At 69.1% G+C, this 20,734-nt stretch carries 21 protein-coding genes; 1 reads left to right on the plus strand and 20 read right to left on the minus strand.

The genetic code is table 11. From position 1 onward, the window contains the following. Positions 1–37: 37 nt before the first annotated feature. The 5 genes from ABZX10_RS21925 to ABZX10_RS21945 are packed head-to-tail and all read right to left on the minus strand — an operon-like array spanning position 38 to position 4,616. On the minus strand, positions 38–319 hold the full coding sequence (locus ABZX10_RS21925) for a hypothetical protein (RefSeq protein ID WP_355545133.1): 282 nt from the start codon (positions 317–319) through the stop codon (positions 38–40). Between the two features lie 11 nt (positions 320–330). Beyond that, complete coding sequence (locus tag ABZX10_RS21930) at positions 331–708, minus strand: hypothetical protein (RefSeq protein WP_355545136.1); 378 nt, start codon at positions 706–708, stop codon at positions 331–333. Between the two features lie 13 nt (positions 709–721). Beyond that, on the minus strand, positions 722–1,645 hold the full coding sequence (locus ABZX10_RS21935; RefSeq protein ID WP_355545139.1) for a hypothetical protein: 924 nt from the start codon (positions 1,643–1,645) through the stop codon (positions 722–724). Next, entirely contained in the window at positions 1,642–4,200 is a 2,559-nt protein-coding gene (locus ABZX10_RS21940; protein WP_355545142.1) for a hypothetical protein, read from the minus strand. Before ABZX10_RS21940 ends, ABZX10_RS21935 begins: the two co-directional genes overlap by 4 nt. Continuing rightward, the gene (locus ABZX10_RS21945) at positions 4,197–4,616 is read right to left on the minus strand and encodes a DUF2744 domain-containing protein (RefSeq protein ID WP_355545145.1); all 420 of its coding nucleotides are present in this window, start codon (positions 4,614–4,616) and stop codon (positions 4,197–4,199) included. The genes ABZX10_RS21940 and ABZX10_RS21945 overlap by 4 nt, the downstream gene beginning before the upstream one ends. A gap of 65 nt (positions 4,617–4,681) precedes the next feature. On the opposite strand from ABZX10_RS21945, the gene ABZX10_RS21950 reads away from it, so the two are divergent. Next, entirely contained in the window at positions 4,682–5,209 is a 528-nt protein-coding gene (locus ABZX10_RS21950; RefSeq protein ID WP_355545148.1) for an NUMOD4 motif-containing HNH endonuclease, read from the plus strand. Here the strand turns inward: ABZX10_RS21950 and ABZX10_RS21955 are convergent. From ABZX10_RS21955 to ABZX10_RS22025, 15 genes are all read right to left on the minus strand, one after another. Beyond that, entirely contained in the window at positions 5,167–6,840 is a 1,674-nt protein-coding gene (locus ABZX10_RS21955) for a phage tail protein (RefSeq protein WP_355545151.1), read from the minus strand. The genes ABZX10_RS21950 and ABZX10_RS21955 overlap by 43 nt on opposite strands. After that, positions 6,837–8,270: a hypothetical protein gene (locus ABZX10_RS21960; RefSeq protein WP_355545154.1), complete on the minus strand. Its 1,434-nt coding sequence runs from the start codon at positions 8,268–8,270 to the stop codon at positions 6,837–6,839. Before ABZX10_RS21960 ends, ABZX10_RS21955 begins: the two co-directional genes overlap by 4 nt. Continuing rightward, positions 8,270–13,114, minus strand: coding sequence for a phage tail tape measure protein (locus tag ABZX10_RS21965; RefSeq protein WP_355545157.1), 4,845 nt, complete (start codon positions 13,112–13,114; stop codon positions 8,270–8,272). The genes ABZX10_RS21960 and ABZX10_RS21965 overlap by 1 nt, the downstream gene beginning before the upstream one ends. Before the next feature lie 3 nt (positions 13,115–13,117). Continuing rightward, positions 13,118–13,549, minus strand: coding sequence for a hypothetical protein (locus ABZX10_RS21970; protein ID WP_355545160.1), 432 nt, complete (start codon positions 13,547–13,549; stop codon positions 13,118–13,120). Continuing rightward, positions 13,536–14,216, minus strand: a complete 681-nt coding sequence (locus tag ABZX10_RS21975; protein ID WP_355545163.1) for a hypothetical protein — start codon at positions 14,214–14,216, stop codon at positions 13,536–13,538. The genes ABZX10_RS21970 and ABZX10_RS21975 overlap by 14 nt, the downstream gene beginning before the upstream one ends. A gap of 6 nt (positions 14,217–14,222) precedes the next feature. After that, positions 14,223–14,978 (minus strand): hypothetical protein, encoded by a 756-nt coding sequence (locus ABZX10_RS21980; protein ID WP_355545166.1) that lies wholly within the window; start codon positions 14,976–14,978, stop codon positions 14,223–14,225. A gap of 10 nt (positions 14,979–14,988) precedes the next feature. Next, positions 14,989–15,429 carry a minor capsid protein gene (locus tag ABZX10_RS21985; protein ID WP_355545169.1) on the minus strand — a complete coding sequence of 147 codons (441 nt, stop codon included), beginning with the start codon at positions 15,427–15,429 and terminating at the stop codon, positions 14,989–14,991. Then, positions 15,426–15,779 (minus strand): hypothetical protein, encoded by a 354-nt coding sequence (locus tag ABZX10_RS21990; RefSeq protein ID WP_355545172.1) that lies wholly within the window; start codon positions 15,777–15,779, stop codon positions 15,426–15,428. The genes ABZX10_RS21985 and ABZX10_RS21990 overlap by 4 nt, the downstream gene beginning before the upstream one ends. Then, the gene (locus tag ABZX10_RS21995) at positions 15,772–15,969 is read right to left on the minus strand and encodes a hypothetical protein (RefSeq protein ID WP_355545175.1); all 198 of its coding nucleotides are present in this window, start codon (positions 15,967–15,969) and stop codon (positions 15,772–15,774) included. The genes ABZX10_RS21990 and ABZX10_RS21995 overlap by 8 nt, the downstream gene beginning before the upstream one ends. An 11-nt stretch (positions 15,970–15,980) precedes the next feature. After that, a complete protein-coding gene (locus tag ABZX10_RS22000) occupies positions 15,981–16,313 on the minus strand; it encodes a hypothetical protein (RefSeq protein ID WP_355545178.1) in 333 nt (110 codons plus the stop codon). After that, complete coding sequence (locus tag ABZX10_RS22005) at positions 16,310–16,723, minus strand: hypothetical protein (RefSeq protein ID WP_355545181.1); 414 nt, start codon at positions 16,721–16,723, stop codon at positions 16,310–16,312. Before ABZX10_RS22005 ends, ABZX10_RS22000 begins: the two co-directional genes overlap by 4 nt. A gap of 13 nt (positions 16,724–16,736) precedes the next feature. Continuing rightward, positions 16,737–17,963: a DUF5309 family protein gene (locus tag ABZX10_RS22010; RefSeq protein WP_355545183.1), complete on the minus strand. Its 1,227-nt coding sequence runs from the start codon at positions 17,961–17,963 to the stop codon at positions 16,737–16,739. 16 nt (positions 17,964–17,979) lie between these two features. Further along, entirely contained in the window at positions 17,980–18,705 is a 726-nt protein-coding gene (locus ABZX10_RS22015) for a hypothetical protein (protein ID WP_355545187.1), read from the minus strand. A gap of 137 nt (positions 18,706–18,842) precedes the next feature. Next, the gene (locus tag ABZX10_RS22020) at positions 18,843–18,989 is read right to left on the minus strand and encodes a hypothetical protein (RefSeq protein ID WP_355545190.1); all 147 of its coding nucleotides are present in this window, start codon (positions 18,987–18,989) and stop codon (positions 18,843–18,845) included. Next, positions 18,986–20,725 carry a phage minor capsid protein gene (locus tag ABZX10_RS22025; protein WP_355545193.1) on the minus strand — a complete coding sequence of 580 codons (1,740 nt, stop codon included), beginning with the start codon at positions 20,723–20,725 and terminating at the stop codon, positions 18,986–18,988. The genes ABZX10_RS22020 and ABZX10_RS22025 overlap by 4 nt, the downstream gene beginning before the upstream one ends. Between the last annotated feature and the right edge of the window lie 9 nt (positions 20,726–20,734).

Below are 20,734 nucleotides of genomic sequence, written 5' to 3' on the forward strand. Positions count from 1 at the left end.
GTGGTGCACTGCGCGGGGCTCGAAGGGGGTAACGGTTCTAGGTCTGCGCGAGCACGTAGACGCGGGTGCCGTAGTAGCTCGCCTCGTGCAACAGGTACGCGCACGTCGAACCGCTGTCGGTCCAACGCGTCACGAGCCCACCAGGGACGCGCTGCACGTCCATCGGGTGCGGCATGTTCGGCACCGCCTCCCACTCGGCGCCGACGCTGTCGGCCCACGTGGCATCGCACATGAACGCCGCCGGCCACGGCTCGGCGGGGTCGACGGGAATCTGATCCACGCGCCCGAACTCGGCGGTGCCGATGAAGATTTCGATCACGAGACTGCTCCTCAGCTCTGGGTGTAGCTCACGCCGGACAGGGTGCCGACGCCGCCCTGCGGGCCCACGGGGATCGGGTCGTCGAGGTACTCCCAGTCGACGACCGTCGCCCCGGATGCGCTGCTGCACAGCAGCAAAACCGTCACCGAGTAGGCGGTGCCGGTGGCGGGCAGGTGCAGGGTGCCGTTGGCCCAGTTCCGCACGCCGCCCGTCCCGGCCGTGCTGGACACGGCGACGCGGGCGTACGTGCCTTCGGGGCCGGCGCCGGTGAGCTCGTTGCCGTTCGCGGGGCTCGTGCCGGGCGCGCCGGTGGCGAGCCCGAAGTGAGTGATGTCGGACGCGTAGTTGTTCGCGAGCGACTGCCGCTTCGCGGGGTTCTTGATCGCCACGGGGGCCTCCTGCTTAGTTCTGTCGGAATCGGATCCACGAGTACGCGGCGGCGCCGGGGCGGCCAGCTTTCGCGGCGGGGATCGGGAAGTAGCCGCCGGAGCCACCGCCGCCACCACCGCCGTTTGGGGCGCCATTGGTGTCCTTGTCGACGTCCCCGCCGCCGGGGTGGGTGACCCCGAACGCGTCGTAGTTGCCGGGGCCGGTGCCGCGGTAGTCGGTGCCGAAGGCCGGGTTGACGCCGGTTCCGCCCGGGCCGCCCGCAGCTGACCGGTTCCCGAAGGGGCTGGTGAGGGTGGTCGCGGTGCCGGTGCCGCCGTTCTGGTTGCTGATCGCGCCGCCCGGGCCGGGTGTGCCGTGGGCGACGGTGACGGTTCCGGCGGTCCAGGTGGCGCCGAGGTCGATGGTTCCGGAGATCCACGTGCCCGGCCCGCCGCCTCGGCCGTCGCCACCGATCGACGAGCGGCCGCCCGCGCCGCCGCCACCGGGGCCGAGGAGTGTGTAGTCGAGCCAGCGAGCCCACCACGGCCGCGCCCACGCACCGGGCCCGGTGTAGATCTGCGGGCCGCGGACGGCGACCGCCCCGGTGGCCGCGAGATGGCCCGCGCCGAGGGTGTCGCTGTCGCCGTAGATCTCGGCCCACCCGCCCGGCACCGTCGCGGCGCCCACACCGCTCAGGTGCCCGGCACCGTGGACCCGCCCGTACCCGTCCACCGCGGTGAGCGCGCCCGCACCGGCGAGCTGCGCGGCGGCGTGCACATCCGCCCAACCACGGGCGACGAGCAGCCCCTCTCCGGCGAGGGCGAGCGGCCCGGCCCAATGCTCCGGAGTCCAGCCGAGGATCGGTTCGGGGGCGGGGTCAGTGGGGCCGTCATCGGACCAGCCGAACGCGCGACCGAGAGTGAGCGGCGGCCCATCGTCAGACCAGCCCAGGCTCATACGTCCGCCAGGAGCCAGTTGTCGATCGGGTTGGCGCCGTACCACAGCGCGCCGAACCAGCCGGTGCGCACCGCCTGCAGGCCGACGCCACCCGCGCGCCCGGACGGCGCGACCGCACCCGAGTCGGTCCACGATCCGATCTGCGCGCCGTTGCGCCACACCGAGTACGCGGTGCCCGACACGCGGATCTCGTAGCTGGCGGCGACGGTGCCGATGGCGACCTGCGCGCGGTTCGTGCGCGAGCCGGACGACATCGTGTAGAGCGTTGCGTACGTGCTGGTGATCGCGAGGCCAACATGGTTGTCGCGGTCGCGGCCGTGGAACCACACGATCTGCTCCCGGTCCGTCGGCGACGAGACGGAGAACCCGACCTTCATGTTGTCCGTCGAGACGCGCTGCCGGAACGTGCCCCAGCTGTAGCCGTCGCTGTTCCCGTCGACGATGCCGAGCTGATTGCTCGTGATGCCGAGGGTGTTCGGGCCCTGCATCAGCCACAGAGTGGAGAGGGTGCCGTCGAAGTTGTCGGTGATCGTGATCGGCGCGTTCGCGAGCCCGGTGTCGATCCCCGCCTCGATGAACGGGATCGCCGTGCTGGTGTGACTCGCGTTCGCGGTGGCCGCCGCGATGGTCGCCGGGGCCGGGGTGGACGGGTTGCGCACCGCGGACTCACGCAGCGGGAGCCAGCCGGGCGGGTTCAGCGGCAGCGGGGTGGTGATGCCACCGAGGAGCACCGATCCGCTGCCGGTCATGCGGAGCTGGACGGCGATGATGTCGCCGGGTTGCACCGCCACCGAGGCTGTTCCGGAGGGGATGGTGTGCTGCACCCAGCCGAGGCTGCCGCCGATCGCACCCGCGAAACTCGCGGAGCTATACGCCAACGTCAGTCCACCGTCGGACGCCATGCGGTACACGTCGAGGTTGAAGGTGGACACGGTGCCGGACGCCTGCGCGAGGAACGTGAACAACCGCTTGTCCTGCACCGACCCGCAGCGGATGTAGCCGAGGAACGCCTGCGACGACGTGACCGATGCCGGGGTGAGCGACGGCCCCGCCGAGTTGACGGACACAGTGGTGGTGACGCCGTGGGAGTGCGGTGACGCCGAGATGTTGACTGAGTGGCTGTGGTAGTCGCCGCCCGCAGTCGTGTTTCCGGTCTCACCTGCCGTGGTGACAGTCGCATTGTTTGAAGAACTCGATGCGCTGGCGCTGTGCGAATGCTGCAGCGACAGCATCAGATTCTTGGCGAACGTCGCGTCCGCGGTGAAGTCCATTGACGCCCACAGCGGGCGTGCGGTCCAGCCCGCATCGGCGCGGTCCACCAGCCCCGACACCTGCGCCTGAATCGACACGGTGTTCGCCAGCGCGTTCCCGCCGACCCCGTTCGCCTCATCCGCGGTGGTAGCCGTCGCGTTCGTCGACCCCGTGAACAGGCCGAGCGCGTCCCGCACCCAATCCAGGATCGGATCCGCCGGTGTCCCCGTCGTCGGCGTCCCCTGCCCGCGGAGGAACCCGTTGAGCGCGTTGCCGATTCCCAGGAACCGGCCCACCAGATCCTCGAGGTCATCGGGCAGGTCCTTGATGCGGTCCTGCGGCATGAACCCGCCCTTCCGGGTGTCGAGGTTCGACCACCGCACCACCGTCCCGACCGGCACCGTGTTCTCGACGGCGATCCGCGTGCGCACCCACGCCGCACCCGCCGGCCACGGCAGGTCCGCAGTGATCGTCTGGAACACGCCGCTCGAGGAGGCCGCCGGGCTGGTGATGCCGACGACATCGACCGGCGGCAACTCGACGCCGGCCGCCGTGAAGGGGCGGACCTCGACGGTGAACGCGCGCCCCACCGTCGCAGCGGGACCGCTCCACTCGACCTGGCCGCCAGCACGGAGCATCTGCCCCGGTGAGCCCTTGACGATCTTGTTCGACAGCGTCTTCCGCGTGCCGTCGGCGACGACCTTGCCGGAGCCCTTCGCACCAGCCGGGAACACCGTGCCGTCGTGCTCCCACCCGGCCTCCGACAGCAGCGAGACCACGCCATCGAAAATCGGATTCGTCAGCAGGTTGTCGGACCAGCCTGAGCCGACCTGCCCGGGCACGATGTTCGCGAGCCACGATGGATCGAAGACCGCCGTGGCGAGGGTGCGGATCATGTTCTCGACGACCTCGAGCGCCTGCTCCGGCAGCTTCGTGATGTCGGAGTAGTCGCCGCCCGCGGCCTTGATGACCGCGATGAACGCGTTGGTGAGCAGCTCGACCGCGTCGCCGATGTTGTCGACGAGGTCCCACTTCGATTCCAGGAACTCCGTCACCTGCTGCAGGTCGGGGATGCCGTCGTTATTGAGGTCCACCTCGCCCACGCCGGTGATGGCCTCCGTGAGGTCGTCGACCAGGGGCACCTTGAGTGCCCACATGCCCAGCGAGAGCAGGCTCTTGGTGGCGGATTCGAGGATCCGGGCCTTCCACTCGGCCTCGCCCTGCGTGGCGTAGTGCGCGAGCCCGCCGTCGCCGGGGTCGACGTTCGCGGCCTGCCACGGTGTCGGGCGCGACGGTGTCGTCACTGCATCCCGCCCTCAGCCTCGGCGCGCTCCTCCGCGGCCTGCAGCTCAGCGAGCCACGCCTGGCGCTCCACGCGCGTCATTCGGCCGGCGATCTGCGAGCGCGTCGTGCGCGGCTGCTCCGGCGGTGCACCCTCGCGCCACACCCCGGGGTTGAGGAGCGCGTGCGCGTCGTCGGGAAGGTCGAGCCACTTCTTGGGTGTCTCGTGGTGGCCGCACCGCGGGCACTCGTCCATCATGCCGAGGTCGACGAAGTGTTCGGACAGCTTGCGCAGGTACGGGACCGGGAACGGCATGGCTCCGCCGGTGACCTGCGGCAGGCCGACGAACATCCACAGGAACCGTTCGCCGGGTATCTCACGGTTGCAGTTCTCCCGCGTCGGGAAGATGTCGGGGCTGTTGACCGACCGCTCACTCATCAGAACACCTCGCAATACGTTGAGGCGCGCCGAGACTTGTCGGTGGCGCGCAGTAAATTTGGAGCATGACCGCGACGGAGATTTGGAAGCCGATCCCGCGATTTAATGGCGCCTACGAGGTGAGTAACCTCGGACGCCTGCGCAGCCTCCGGCATGGCGCCCCGAGAGTGATGAAGTTGCACACGAAACAGGGCACCTTGCCCTACTTCGCAGCCACGATCGCGATCGGCGGCGACCATCGCCCGTGGCTCATCCACCGCCTGGTCCTCGAAGCGTTCGTCGGCGACCCGACCGAGGCTGGGATGCACGGCTGTCACCGCAACGGCGATCCGCAGGACAATCGCCCCGAGAACCTCTACTGGGGAACGGTCTCTGAGAACATCCGGGATACCGTCCGGCACGGGCGGCACAACCACGCGTCTAAGACGCACTGCAAGCGCAGCCACGAGTTCACGCCTGAGAACACGCACATCACGAAGCAGCGAGGGACTCGCCTGTGTCGCAAGTGCGCCGTGATTCGGCGGGTGGCCCGACAGAATCGATTGGCGCATCAAAATACCCCCAAGTCCCGCAGGTCCGACGCGATGACTTGAATGTGGCGCATGGCTCGTTCCATGGGCCGCTCGAGCTGCTTGTCGCGGCCGACGGTGATTCCCCACTGCGCCGACTTCTGCCGGTCCCACGCGAGGGTGAGGGTGTTGACTTGGTCGACGTAGATCCGGCCGACGGTGGCGCCGAGGATCGTGGCGCCGATGCGGTCGCCGAGCCAGAAGTGGCCTTGACCGTTGTCGCCCACCAGGAATGGAGCGCCGTCGACGACCTCGATGCGGTACGTGGTCTGCTGGTCGGTCGCGAGGAAGCCGGCGCGCATGACCATCAGCGCGGAGATGGTGAACGCCTTGTCGGCGCCGGTCTGGAAGTACTCGTGGTAGTGGGACCAGCCGAGGGACTGGGCGCGCAGGATGGACTTCCAGCTCATCCATGCGAGCACCACGTCGCTGTAGATCGGGCGGAGCACGGCGTCGATCGCGCCGCCCTGCGCGCCGATGCCGTAGCCCTGATACTGGATGTTGCTCGTGATGATGTCGCCGAGGCCCTGGACGAGCGCCGAGAATGCCTCGTTGACACCGGGCATGGAGTGGCCGCCGGTGTTGATCTGGACTGCGGTCGCCGCGCTGTGCGTGAACTCCGACGACTGGATGCCGGTGAGCGTGCCCTCGCGGAACGTCACCCACGGGGCCTGCGGCCGGGTGCCGAGCCAGAACGGTGCCTTGTACTCCCCCGGGTCATTGGGGTCGTCGACGGTGTTGACGTACTCCTCGACGTAGTTGGGCTGGAACGTCAGGAAGGTCTTGACCAGACCCTCCCACGCCCAGCCGTGCGTCGAGGTGCCGGATGCGCTGTTGCGGAGGTAGCTCTTGTCGACGATGTCCACCACAAGGGTGCCGTTGCGCAGCTCCGGCGCGCCCGGCCACGGTGGCGGATCGCCCGTGATCCAGCGGCGGCACTCGACCATGAGCTGCGCGTCTTCGAGGATCGCCCGGGACATGTCGTGCCACGTCTTGAACCTCGCGCCGCACAGCGTCCACGTGGAGTCGTCGTCGAGGAACCCCGACGGCTTGACCACGATGTTCCACTGCGACATATCCAGCGCCGCGAACCAGCTCGACGGCTGCAGCGGATCGTCAGGCAGCCGCCACAGGTTGCCCTCAAGGCGAAGCACATTGAGGAACAGGAACAGCTTGAGCACCCAGCGCGCCGGGCCGGCCAGGATGAAGATCTTCGGGAACTGGAACACCGCGGGCAGGAACGGATTCGCCCACAGGTCGATGTACTTGAGTTCCTCGTAGTCGTGCATGAAGGTCAGCTCAAGCACCTTCTTGCCGTCGGTGCTCTTGCGGACGGTGAACGGCTTCATCCGGCCGCCCCACCGCGCGCCATCCTTGTCGACAGTGATGTGGACGTTGCCCTTGCGGTCGTGGAAGTCGATGACCCACCGGGAGATGTAGTGGTCGATCGGCAGGACGAGCTTCCCGACGCCGGTCTCGTTGAGCTTCCACTCGAACGACGCGGAGATCTCGGCCTCGACGCGGCCGATGAGGTTCCAGTCGCCATCCCAGATGCGGATCAGCGGGCGCCGTCGGCGCGCATCCTTCCGTTCTTGGCGTGCGTCATCCGCCCGCTCTGCGCACTGGTGCAGGCGGGTCATGAGGGCCGAGGTCACGGCGTGGGCACCTCGGGGATGCCGGCGCGCTGCAGGCCGTACGGCATGGACCACTTGCGGTCCTGGAAGATGATGAGCCCGACGGGCTTCGAGGTGTCGACCACCGTGGCCTTGAACGTGAGCGTGGTGGGCGGCGTGTACGCGGGGACCGGGTAGAGCCAGTCCACCGCGTTCTGCCGGGCCCACTGCAGGGTGGCGTCGTCGGCGACGATGCGCTCCTCGAGCGGGTAGGTGTTGATGTTCAGCTCCTGCCCGTTCTGGATCTCCTTGAGCCGGATGGTGCGGGCGGCGTCGACGACGGGGCGGCCCTGCGACTTCGAGCCGAAGCTGTAGTCGGGCATCTCCCAGATGGTCTCGACCTCGGCAGACAGCTCGTAGCGCAAGTACATGTCGCGGTCGCACGGGTTCCATACGGGCGCGGTCATCGTCGCCGTGTAGGTCAGCACCGACGTGGCGATGAAGTCGTCCGCCCAGACGGTGCCGAGGAGCACGCGGGACTCGACGGCGAGCTGGATGCGGATGTTCGTGGTGTTCGGCGGGGTTACGAAGCTGGTGGTCTTGAGCTGCGCCCAGGTGCCGCCGGTGCCGGGGTCGACGATGTTGCCGACGGTGGTCACGCCGAGACTGTCGCCGCCGTTGAAGGCCTCGACTTCGAGAGTGATCGCCGCGCCGGAGCCCGTGATGGTGAGGGACTGCCAGCGGACCCACGCGGACAGCTCGGTCCAGAGCTGACCGCCGCGGGCGGGGATCGACTTCGCGCGCAGGATGCGGCGGGTGCCGTTCGCGGTGGTGCGCGCCGAGCCGGGCGCGGTGTGGCCGACGCCGGTGTCCTTGGTCCAGCCGCCGCCGGTCCACCACAGAGTGAGCAGGTCGTCGAAGCCCGGATCCCAGACGCGATTCGGTGACGGGTCGGGCACGAACGTGGTCGTCTCCAGCTCCGTCTCGTGCGTGCCGGAGTGCCACCACGGATCCAGTGCCAGCACCGTCATGATCATGTCGTGGTGCGGAAACAGGTTCCGGTCCTTGCCGCGGGAGGTCTCGGGCTTGAGCCGCTCCTTGAGCTGCACGAACAGCCACCGCGTGGTGCCCTCGTCGGGCCGGTGGATCTTGAGCATGCACGTCTCATCCGGAGACCAGCCCTGCCGCCACTCCGACTCGACGACGCTCTTCGGTCGTCCGGTGCGGTGGTAGAGGCGGACCTTGAAGACGCCCTCGATGTAGTCCCAGCGGGTGCCGCCGTCCGTGCCGCCCTCCTGGCCCGCGTGCTGCTGGATGATCTTCGTGAACACCGGCCCGTCGAAGCCCTTGGGGTCGTCGCACAGCTTGACCCCCTCGACGCCCCACAGCTCGGGGTCGTTGTGCTGCAGGTGCCACTCCTGGCCCTGGGTGTCGATGAGAGTCCACTCGTCGATCGGTGCGACTGCCGCCATCAGACGAACCTCCCGTCGTAGCCGAGTGCGTCCTGGCCTTCCTTCGTGCGCTGGGCGCGCACGACCTCGTCGGCCGAGGACACGTAGAAGTTGTTGGTGGTCTGGGAGACTCGCGAGCCGTCCTGGGACTTGGCGGTCGTTGTGGTGGTGCGCTTCTTCTCGGCGCTCGAGCTGATGCCCTGCCCCACGGACTTGATGAGCGATACGACGTTGCCGGCCTGGCTCGACTCCAGCCCCGACGGGAGGAGGATCTCCTTGAGGGCCTGGACGCCGATCTTCGCGAGGTCGCCGCCCATCTGGAGCGTGCGCTGCATGGCGTACTGCTGCGGGGTGACGGTCTCACCGGTTCCCGCCACCGATCCCTGCTGCGCGCCGGCGCCGAGGCCGAGGGCCGCGAGCGGGTCGAACGCCTTGGCGCCCGCCCCGACTGCGGCACCCACGCCTACAGGGGCGGTGGCTGCTGCGGGGATCGGGAGCGCCATGCCCGGTCCGAGCGTGGGCGCGATCTTCGGGGCCTCGACCTTGGGGAGGCTGATGCCGCCGCCCGCGTAGCCGGTGACGCCGAGGCGCCGGCCGGTCTCGTGCCAGAGCGCGATGGAGCGCGGGCGCTTCGCCGGGCTCAGTGGGATGTAGGCCTCGCCGCCCGTCTCGGGCTCGGCCCAGACGCGCATGTCGCCCGCTCGGGCGATCTGGGGCGCGTGGTCCTCGATGCCACCGTTGGCGAAGAGGCTGAACTTGAACTGCGACCCGCCGCCGGTGCCGATGCTGTCGAGCTTGCCGCCGGTGACGTACACGTTCTGCCCGACGCCCGTACCGGTGGTCGTCTTCGTGTCGGTGCCGGTCGGAGTCGCGCCGGTGGCCGTCGTCGACATCGGGACGCTCGCCTGCACGCGGTCGAAGATCGCGTCAGCCTCGGCCTGCCGGTTAGTGATCGTGTTCTCGGCGTACGTGGCGTCGCCCGCGGACACGCCCAGGTAGTCGGCGTCGTGGTGCTGCTGGACGCCGACGATCCGCTGCTCGATCGTGTGGTCCTTGCTGCCCTTGTCCAGCTCGTCGAAGAAGCCCCGGATGTTGGTGTTCGGGTCGTCGCGGCCCTTGTAGCTGGCGTCCTGCTGGAAGATCCCGTTCCACGGTCCGTCCTTGGAGTTCTGCATGACCAGGCCGGACTCGCCGAACGCGGTCGCGAGGATCTTGCGGATGTCCTCGTCGCTGTACCCACGCTTGCGGCCCTCGCCGATGATCGCCTTGGCCACGTCGTCGGGTGTCGAGCTGGCGGTGAGGCCGACGGCGCCGAGGGGGATCGCCTTGCCGTCGGCGGCGACCACCGCGGCGCCGCCACCGAACGTGTACCCGCTCGGCGGCGTCCAGTGCACGTGGTCGTCGTGGCGACCGGCACCCGCGTAGTAGCCGTAGCTGCCGCCACCGTCGCCGACGATCTTCCCGTTCTTGATCTGCTTGGCGAAGCCGGGGCCGTGGATGAGCTCGCGGCTGTTCGGGTAGGTGGTCGCGATCCACTCGGCGATCTGCATCATGAGCGCCGGGGATCCGCCGATGTCGATGGCCTCGCCCGCCATGTGGAAGTCGAAGCCGGAGCCGACGTCCTGGGTGCGCGTCGCGCTGTTCAGCGATGCCGCCGGGAACTGCTGGCGGATCGTGTCCCAGGCGTCCTGTTGCTCCTGGGTGGTGATGCCAGCCGAGGACACGTCGCCGAGCTGAATGGTGCCGCCGGTGACGCCTGCATTGGGCACGATGCCGCCGTTGTCGAACGCGGTGAGGCGTTGTCCGAAGCGTGCGGCGACCTGACGGAGGATGCCCATCGACCGGCCGCGCTTGCTCCGCGCCAGCGGGATGTACGCCTCGCCCTCGGTTTCCGGCTCCGCCCACACCCGCATGTCACCACCGCGGGCGATCTGCGCCCGGTGATCCTCCACGCCGCCGTTCGCGAACAGCGACAGCTTGATCCCGCCGCCGACACCGCCCGCGGGCATGTTCGTGACGAACACCCGCATGCCGTCGCCCTGCGCGCTGTTGGCGGGCTCGACCTGCAGCGGGTTGCTGCCGGTGCCGACCTGGACGGTGCCGCCCTTGCCGTCGCCGGTGACCGTGACCGGCTTACCGTCGGACGTCGTGGTGGTGGTGGTGCCCTTCGCGTCGGTGCGGGCCTTCTCCAGCGCCTCGCGGGCCTTGGTGACGGAGTCCTGCGCAGACATCCGAGACGATGTGGAGGCGTTCGGCTTCAACTCGCGGTACCGCTGCTCGGCCAGGGCGAGCGCGCGCTCGAGCCCGGGGATCTTCGCCTGCGCGTCGGAGGCCTTTTTCGCGGCGGCGGCCTGCTCCTTCTCGGTCTTCTTCCGCGCCGCCTCAGCCTTCGCGGCTGCGGCCGCCTCGGCCTTGAGTCGCTTATCGCGCTCCTCGCTCGTCTCCTGGACTACGGTCTCAGGCTTCGGGTTCGAGGTGGCTGGCGGACGTGTCTTGCCTGCCACTTGCGAGGTGATCGACCCGCCGTTCTGCGCGAACGTCAACGCGGTGCGGGCGGACGCGGCGGCCACCGCCCACGGAGAGCCTGTGATCGCCGACAACGCCGATGCCACAGCCTGGTCCGCCGCGACGGCCTGGATCGTCACGACCTTCGTCCCCGGCTTCAACAGCTCCGCGATCTTCGTCTTCGCGTCCTCGTCCTGCGCGTCGATGTAAACCGTGCCGTCGGGGAGGGTCTGGACCTTGATCCCCAGGTCGGCGAGCTTCTTCATCGTCGCCGGGCTGTTATCCTCGATGACGATCTGCTTCTTGTCCGGCACCTCGCGGACCTTGATCCCGAGGTTGCCGAACGCATCGGTGGCGGTCTTGGCGCGCTTCTCGCTGGTGAACAGCTCTGCCGACGCGCCCGCGATCGAGTACGAGCCCTTGAGAACCTCGGCCGCGAAATCGGACGCGGCGTCGGCGCCCTTCTTCCAGCCCTCGACCATCTTCAACTGCGAGTCGATCAGGGCGATGTTGCCCTTCGCCAGGTCTCCCATACCGGGGATGTGCGACATGGCCTCCAGCGCGTACTTGGCCACCTTGAGGAAGCCTTCGGCGACACGCGAGAGCGCCTGCTGCACGACCGCTGCGCCACCGAGTGCGATGCCGAACATGCCGCCCACGGCCGCCGCAGCGATGCCTGCGACACCGCCCAGGATCTCGAGCCCCTTGGAGATCTCGTCGACGTGATCAGACACCCACTGGGCGGCCTCTGAGATCGACGGGGCGAACGCCTCGGCCAGCCGTCCGCGAACCTCGTCGGCCGCGATCGACAGCTTGTTCTTTGCAGCCTGGATGTCGTCGCTCGCGCCACTGATGCCGTCGCCTGCGCGCTGTGCGGCCCCAGCCACGTCGCCAAGCTGCTGCGAGGCAGTTGAGAGGTCCATGCCGTTGATGGCGCCGCCGAGATCGATCCACTTCTCGCCGAACAGGGCGATGCCAATCTCGTTGCGCTTGACGTTGTCGCGAACACCGGAGAGCTTGTCCCAGACCTGCTGTAGCGTGTCGCGAGCGGTTTGGCCACCACCGGCCAACTTCGCCATGGTGTCATCGGCGTTGAGACCCATCGCCTCGTATGCGGCGATGGTCGTCTTGCTGCCGTCGATCGACTTGTCCGCAAACTCCTTGAGCGCGTCGGCGGCCACATCGGTGTCCCGGGCGCCGGCCTTCCACATCTGCGAGATGACCCCCAGAGTGGTGACGCCATCAAGCCCCACCTTGCGGAACTGCGTTCCATACTCAGTGAGGGTGTCCATCAGATCGCCCGACACGTTCAGGCCGTTTTGCTGAGCCACGGTCAGCAGGTCCAGCGCCTCGGTGGCGTCCTTGGCCATACCTGTGCGGATCATCTGGCCGGCAGCACGTGCGGTCTCTGGAATATCGGTTCCGAGAATCGACGTGACCGTGTCGAGCTTCTCGATGACGGGCTGGATCTGCTCGGCGGTCGCGTTCCCGTCGAGGAGGCCCGACTGAATCGCGAGGCCCGCCGTTTGGCGGTTGGCCTGCACGGACTCGCCGTACGCGTTGCCGAACGCGTCCGCCGCGGCCTTGCCTGCTTCGGCGGCCTGCTGTTCGGTCCAGCCGAACTTGACGGTGTCGAACGCCTTGGCCGCGTTGACTTCGAGGCCCTTGGAGATGTTCTCGGCCAGCGCCTTGCCTGCCATGAGTCCGACCGCTGCGACAGCCATGATCGCCGTTCCGACGGGGCCGGTTGCGGCCACGGCGCGCGCGATCGGAGCGGGTAGGCCGCCGGCGAGGTTCTCGCCCGCCTCCTGGCCCGACTCGCGCGCGGAGTTCGCGAGTGCGGCGAACGGGTTCGACCGGCCGACTTCCTCGCTGGCCTGGTTCATCCCCTGCGCCGCAGACTGGCCCATCTGCCGGAAGGCGGTATCCGCGCGCTGGGCCGCGGTCACGGCGCGCTCGATGGCGTCGGTGGCGCGTTCGGTAGCGGTGGCCTCGCGACCGGCGGCGATCTCCACCTTGCGGCGGGCAGACTCGAGGTTCGCCTCGGCGCGGGCGATCTTCTCGGTGTCGCCTGAGGTGCGGGCGCGCTGGAGGTCGACCTCCTTGCGGCGCAGCGCCTCAACGGCATCTAGGGAGGCGGCGCGCGCGGTGTTCGCGGTCTGGGCGGCGGTCTTCGCTGCGTCGCCCGACTTCTTCGCCTCGGTCGCCGCCTGCTGATAGGCCTTCGCGACTTCGGAACCAGCCTGCTGTGCTACGGCGCCGAGCTGCTGAAAGCTGCTCTGCGACTGCGAGAGATCACGCTGGAAGTCCTCGCGATCGAGTTGCAGGGTGGCGCGGAGCTCGCCGACATCAATCGCCACGGATTACTCGGCAGCCTCGGTCTCGGGCACGCCTTCGGCGGCAGCGGCGACCGCCGATGCCGTGAGGTCGCCGACCAGCTCCCGCGCCCAGAAACCGATCGCGTGAGACTCGCCGAACGACCAGTTCAGCGCCGCGGTCTCCGCAACGCGGAGAATCGTCGGCCACGGTGCACCCGCAGACTCCAGACGCGCGAACACGCTGTCCTTGGCGCCGCGAAACACGTCGCGCTTCGCGTCGTGCTCGCCACCGATCAGCCCGAACACGATCTTCAGGTAGTCCAGATCCGTGCGCTTCTTTGACACCTTCGGGTCGAGCATGACGCGGCGGAGCTGGACACCATCCTTGATGCTCGGTGCCTCGATGCGGTACTCGACGCCGTCGACAGGCAGCGTGAGGGCGGGGTCATAGAAGTCGCGCAGGTCAGGGAAGTTCACGGGGCGCCTCCTTGGCGTTGGTGAGAATGCGAATGCGGGAGTCGGGGATCTCCTGCAGCCCGGCGAGACGGGTCTCAAGCCAGGTGATCGAGCGGGTATCGGCGAGCTCGTCGAGGTCGACGCCGTAGTGCTGCTGGAAGTCGCAGACGACGGCGTCCCAGCGTTCGAAGAGCTCGGACCAGGTGAGGGCCATGGCGGGCTTGTCCGGCGTGTCGGCGGGGTCGTTGCACCACTGGCGGTAGCCGGTGTGCGGGTTGTATGGGCCGCCGCCGGGGTCGTCGTCGCCGTAGGCGCGAGGTGCGGGGTCGTACCAGCCCCAGGGGCCGAGAAGCTGCACGGGTTCGGTTGGCGCAGTGGGCTCGTCGCGGTTCGGGTCGAGGCTGCGCCACACGTGCTCGGAGAGCGCTGGGCCGCCGCCGAAGTGCGCGGCCGCGGTGCGCGCGATGTGCTGCACCTCGAACGCGGTGAGTCTGTCAGGGAGCTGCGCGCCGTCGAGGAGGAGTGCGGGAAGGTCTGGGATGTCGGCGGATTCACCGGCCAGGAGGTCGGCGTACATCGCCTTGAGTTGGAGGCCGACGCGGATGGTCGGTGGGGGGATGGTGATGCCGACCCCGCCCACAGTGAGTGTGAGGGCGGGGTCGGACCACCGCGCGAATGTCTCGCGCACGGGCCGCTACAGGGCGGTGATCGCGACGGACGGCGACGTGCCGCCGGTCAGCGTGTTGGTGCCCGACGTGAGCGTGCCGCCGTTGGCGAACGTCACGGTCATCACGCCGGTGCCGGTCACGGTGACGTTGCCTGCGCCGACGGTGGACAGGCCCGCGAGGCCGGACTGGATCGCAGCGTCGTTCGCGGAGAACAGCGCCGAGTACGTCTGTCCGCCCACGGTCAGCGGGTAGTTGCCGCCCGTCGGGGAGCCCTTCACCTCAAGGGTGAACGACGACGGTGCCGCAGGCTTGGCGATCGTGTCCGGGCGGCCGCGGCCGTGCAGGGTGCCGGACCACTTCTGCGTCTCGTTCGGCTTACCGCCGCTGAGGCTGATGTCGACGGTGAACGTCGCCTCCTTCGCCTCCGGCAGGTCGTCGTGACGCCAGTACCGCAGCTTCACCAGGTTGTCGGTGCCGGTCTCCTCGCGGGCGGCGAGAAGGATCGCCAGGCCGGGGTCGGTGGTGAAGGTGCCGATGTCCTCACCCTTGACCATGCCCTCGATGCCGATTTCGAGGCCGTTACCCATGGCGATCTGGGATTCCCAGTTGTTGCCGTAGATGTCGGAGTCGTCCTCGAGCTTCGCCTTGTTCTTGGGCTCGAACTTGCTGATGCCGTTGAGCCACAGCCACGAGCTGGACAGTGCGTCCCAGATCTGAACGGCGTACTGGCCGGCGGCGACGGTGGTGAGGTTGTTGCTGTTGGGGGGCTTGAGAACTGCCATTGTGTGCCTCCTAGGCGGGGTTGAGGATGAGCTCGAAGGAATCCGCCCGCTCCCAGTTCCCGTTGGCGTCGGGTTCGGAGGGCGCGGAGATCACGCGCGCGCACGACTGCACGCGCACGCCGCCGGGCCACATCTGCGGCTCGGAAGTCAGGTCGGGCGATTCGTTGAAGCGGATCGCGCGGTGGGCGTCGTCGGCGATGCGCTCGACGGCGAGGAGTTTCGATGCGCGCCAACGGAGCTGGATGCGCATGGTGGGGTTCGCACTGTCGGCCGACGTGTCGGTGTGGTACCGGTTCAGGGCGACGGCGAGGGTGGGCGACTGCGGGAGGCGGCCGAAGGTGACCGCCGGCAGCGGAACCGACGCTGGGTAGGTCGGCGTGTAGACCGCCACGCCGAGGTCCGCGAGGTGCTGCGCGAGCGCGCGGAGCACCTCAGCCGAGGATGCCGTCACCCGCCGAGGCCCTCGCGGATCGTGTCAGCGATCGTCTCCATGATCGCGTCCTTGTTCCGCAGCAGCGCGTTCTCCAGATACTTCGCCTCGCGGCCGTCGTCGTGCTGGTAGCCCAGTTCCTCGTGTTGCCGGACGGCGTAGGGGGTGTTGTAGCCGACCGCCGCCTCGCCGCCCTCGGCGCGGGCGACGCCGGAGCGGATGAGCGCGCCGGTCTCGATGGGGGCAATGCGGTTCGACTCCTCGAGGAGGTGCTCAGCGCCGGCCTGCAGGGCGCGGGTGAGCAGCTCGTCGGGGACTAAGTCGTCGCCGTCCCAGGTGAACGAGACGCCGCCTGCGGAGAAGTCAGCCATCGACCACCGCGACAGCGAGGGTGACGATCGGGAACCGCGAGCCGGACACCTCGTGCGAGATGTACGTGAGCTCGATCGACTCGCCGTCCATCTCGACGGACTTGAGGCCGTCGGTCGGGATGCCGAGAGTGCGCACGGCGTCGATCATCTTGGCTCGGTCCACGCTGGCGGGGAGCTGCGGGAGCTGCATCGGATCGCCTCCTAGGCGCAGTCAAAGGAGTAGAAGTCGGGAGTGACGCCGGGGATCGCGCGGTGGCGCTCCTGGGCGATCACGATGCGCGGCTGCGGGTCTCCAGGGAACGTGGCGAGGCTGCCGACCGGGACTGTTGGGGTGTCCGCGTCGGTGGAGGCGCGGGACTGCGACACAACCTCCTGGCCGGTGCTGTCGCGGATGAGCCGCGGCGCGTGCTTCACCCGGCACAGCGCGGTCTCGGCGGGCGCATACACGTCGCCGTCGGGGCCGCTGCCGAGGTACCGCTCGACGGCGACCGGCTGCGTCCAGAACGCGGCGATGGCGTCCTCGGCGGCGCTCATGCGCTCGCGAGCCCCACGTTGCGGAGGAGCGCGTAGGCCGGGCCGATGAGGCTGGTGATGCTCGCGGCGCGGGCCGCGGACGCCGCGGTCTCGCCGGGGTCGGCGGAGTACTGCACCTTGGCGCCGTCGATCTCGACGTTCGCGACCGAGGAGCTGCCGCCGGGGTTCCCGGCAACGGGGTCGACGCCCGCGGCGATCCAGTACTCGACCTGCGCGCAGGTGGCGTCACGCATCGCCTCGCGGAGGTCGTCATCGGATGGGAGCCCTGATGGCTGCACGTCGTACAGGTCGTTGCGGGTGGCGAACCGGACGAGCGCCGCGGCCTCCCGAAGGAGACGCGCGGCGCCCGCCGGCGCGACCTCACCCGTGTACTGGGCGAGATCGTCGACGTCCGCGTAGGCGAGAGCCACAGGCGGGGCCTAGCTAGGCCACCGCGAGGCCGCGGAGCACGCCGTGAGCGCGCTCGTTGCCCCACTTGAGGCCGATCTCGCCGTAGATCTGCGTCTTGTCCACGGCGCCGGTCTTCGCCAGCTCCTCCTCGAACAGGACACCCTTGCCGGGGATCGATAGGAAGACCGGGTCGACCTGCTCCATCGACAGGGCGACGATCGCGTCCTTCGGGAGGGCGCGGTCGACGACGATGTTCAGGTCGCCGAAGTCCGTGGTGATCCGGTCCACCGCGACACCGCCGAGGACGTGACCCGAGTTGCCTGACACGACGCCGGGGATCTTCTGGCCGGCCTCGATGAAGGCCTTCGTGATGAGGGTCTTCTGGATCGACGGGACGAACAGGGTGCGGGTCTCGCCCTGCACCAGGCCGCCGTTGTCGAAGATGCCCTGTACGAACGCGTTGACCCGGTCGACGGTCGCCTTGTTGCCGGTGACGGTGGAGCCGGACACTGCCACGTACTTCGGGGTGCCGGTGCCGAGGGTGATGGCCGGGCCGCCCGCGGTCGTGGCGACCTTGAAGGTGCCCGCCGCGGAGCTGACCACGAAGTACGTGCGGTCCACGCGGACCGCGGCGCCGCCGGGGTCGGTGAACGACACCTGGTCTCCGTTGGCCAGGCCGTGCGAGGCCGCGGTGACGGTGTCCGTCGCCGACGCTGCCGTGACCACCGCGCCGACGCTCGAAGCGTTCGTGGTGATCACGGACAGCATGCCCGCGGTCTGCCGCGCCGTGGTGTTGTCCACCGGCACGTTCTTCTTGCCGTGCCAGAACGCGAAGTTCGTGTCGCGCGCGATCTGCGTGAGGGCCTGCTGAACCTGCCAGGCGTGCTCGTTGACGACGGGGTTGCCGACGCCGAGCCCGTCCGCGGTGTTCACGGCGCCGCCAGTGGCGAGCTGCTGCGCCGTCGCCGACTTCGTGTACGTAGTTCCCACGGCCTCGTGGAAGATCTGCACCACGCCCTTGACGTTCGCTCGGACGCGAGCCTCCGGGTTCGGGGCGTCGGCACCCTCAAGGCGGGGCCGGAGCTCCGGCTCGCGCAGGTCGTAGGTCTGCCACTCGAACTCGGTGGAGGTGGCCTGCTTGCCGCCGCCGATACCGCCTGCCATCGATAGGAGCGGGGTGTCGGTCGGGGTGAGGGCGAACAGCTCACCGTGGTAGTTCGGGGCGTTGAACGTGTTGGAGATTCCGGTGATACCGGCCATGGTGAGCCTCCTCGGGCTACTTGGTGGGGGTCAGGTACTTGCGCTGCTTGAGCGCGATCACCTCGCCCAGTGCGCCACGCTTCTGTGCGTCGGCGATCAGGGTGTCGATGTCCGCGGGCGCGCCGGCGCCGTGAATTTCGGCCCCGGATGCCTGCGGCATGGTGGGGGTTGCGGCGAGTCCGGGGTGTGCCTTAACGGCGTCGGTGATCGCCTTCGCCACGTCCTTGTCGAAGGTGGCGCTGGTGGGATCGAGCTTCGCGACGGTGGTCATGAAGCTGCGGGAGTCGGTGAGGGCGTCGGGGTTGGCGCCGTTCGCCGCTGCGGCACGCAGTACGGCGTTCTCGACGCGAAGGCTGGTGGTCTCGCTGCGGCTCGCGGTGAGGTCGGCTGCGAGCTTGTCGGGGTCGAGCTTCTCCCCTGCGTTGAGACCGAGGGCGGCGAGGACGCCGTCGAGCTGGGTCTTGGTGCTCTTGGCGCGCCCCTCGTGCTTGCGAGACTCGGCGACCGTGGCCTCGTACTTGGCCTTCCAGTCGGTGTCGTCCGTGGGCTCAGAGGCGGGCGACCCGGGGGCGGGCGCGGCCGGGGTCTGTGCAGCCGGATCGGCGGGGGGCGTCGCGCCTTCTCGGCCGGTCGGCGCGCCCTCGTCGACGGACCCGCCAATGGCGGGCCAGATCGGGCCGCGCTTAGTCATGCCGAGCGCGCGAAGGCCGGTGGTCGGGTGGATGGGGAGGTCGGGCGTCATGAGCGATTCATCTCCGTGCGGTGATGCCGGTCGGCCCGTGCGGGCCTCGCGGGATGTTCGCGCCCGGATTCGGGCACGAGAAAACCCCGCCCCACCATGCGGTGGAACGGGGTTTCGTCTAGGTGCGCGCCGTGGCGCTACTTGGAGCCGGTGGCCTTACGTTCGGCAGCCTTCGCGTCGATGTCGCGGAAGAGCTGCTCGATATACCGGTTGTCCCGCTCGACCTGCTCAGGCGTGCGTTCGACGATCCGAGGGTGGATGTCCTCGTCCAGCAGGCGGCTCATGACGGCTCCTTCGGGATGATCGCGGCGAGTATGCGCCACATCCTACTCCCGCGCTGCTCGCCCTTGGGGAGCTTGTAGGCCGCGAGAATCACGTAGGTAACGCCGTCCATGACGAGCGCCTCAGACTCGCCGGCGTCGAAGTCGTTGAGCATGCCGAGCCTCAGCGCTGGAGTGCCGGGCGGGACGAGCAGCTCGAGCTCGATCGGTTCAGGTCGTGACGCGCGCCGCGGCGCGACACCGCGAGTGCTGGTGGACATGAAGCCGTCTTCGACGATCTGCGCCCCGATGAGATGATCGAGGCTCGCCGCGTTGGCGGTGAGATTCAGCGTCGTGCCGTCGAGCTCGCGGGTGACGCGCATGGCCTCGGCGGTCGGGTACTTGGCGAGCGCGCCGCGGATCGTCTCGACCCGCTCCCGAATCTCGGGCGTCATCGGGATCTGTCCGCGGAGCGCCTTGTTGGTCTGCTCGGATGTCAGGCCGGCGTAGCTCTCCAACGTGCCTTTCTCATGCTCGGTCAGGCGGTCGCTCTGCTGGCCGCGAAGCACATCTCCTGCAAGCGGCACCTCGTCGAACTTCGCACGGACTGCCGCGGTGGGCGTCTGCAGCTTGGCGACAGAACGTGAGACCGGCGGAGGCGTGAGCGCAGGCGGCCGGAACTGCGCGGTGATCCGCTCACGTTCGGGCTGGCGCTTCGCCGACGTGCTCGCCACGTGCTGGCGGATCCGGGCTTGCCACGCGGCGGCCTTCCGGCGCGCCGCCTTACGGGCCTCGTCGTCGAGCGCCACCAGCTCCTCGCGGCGCGCGGCGCGCACCTGCCGCTCGAGGTACCGGAGCCGCTGGCGATCCTTGTCGCCCTGCGGGTCCGCGGTCTCGCCGAAGCTGCGCATGTTCCGGCGCCACGGCGCGATCGAATGCCGGCACCCGGGATGGAACAGGCCCTCGGACCGTGCCTCGGCGAGCGTGCCGAACACCTGCACTCGCTGCCCGTCGGCGATCGTGTCCATGTTGGCATCGTCGAGCGCGAGCACCTTCCCCTCGAAGGGGCGGCACTTCGCGCACTCCTGCGGCACATCCGAGACGACGACGAGGCGCGTGCCCATGTCCCGCAGGCGGTCGATGTGCCCCTGCGCCGTCGCGTTCATCAGCGCCGTCCGGGTCGCCATCTCGACGTAGTGCTCGATCCGCATCCGGCGGCCGGTCCGGCCGACGAACGACGTGATGCCGCGACGGGCGAACTCATTGAGGGCGTCCTGCGCGGCCTGCTGCTGCGTGGCCTCGCCGAGGATCGTGCGGTGCGCCACGTCAGCGATCACCTTGCGGTAGGCGTCGTCGGTGACACGCAGGATCGGCAGCGCTGCCGAGTCCAGTGTGCGAGTCAGCTCGCCTGCGAGGCGCATCACGGCCTCGGTGTCGACGGTGCGTCCCGCGGCGGCCGCATCGGGCGTGAGAGCTTTGCCGAGGGTCGCGAGCGCGGATGCCTGGCCGCGTGCTGCCGCGGTGAACGCGCTGTCGCCCGATGCGGCATTGAGGCCGCGGCGGAGCTGCTGCAACGTCTGCTCGCTCTGGCGCCGGTATCGGGCGAGGCGGAGCTGTTGTTCCTCGGCCCAGCGCGGCGAGTCGATACCCTTGGCGACGCTCTCGGCCATCCGCGCGAGAAGGCGCGCCTCAGCGTTGCGGAACAGGTCGGCGACCTTCGCGACGAGGGTCTCGACCTGGTCGGCCGGCACGAACGCCATGCGCGGAAG

The organism is Tsukamurella sp. NPDC003166 (assembly GCF_040611135.1).
GTDB lineage: Bacteria > Actinomycetota > Actinomycetes > Mycobacteriales > Mycobacteriaceae > Tsukamurella.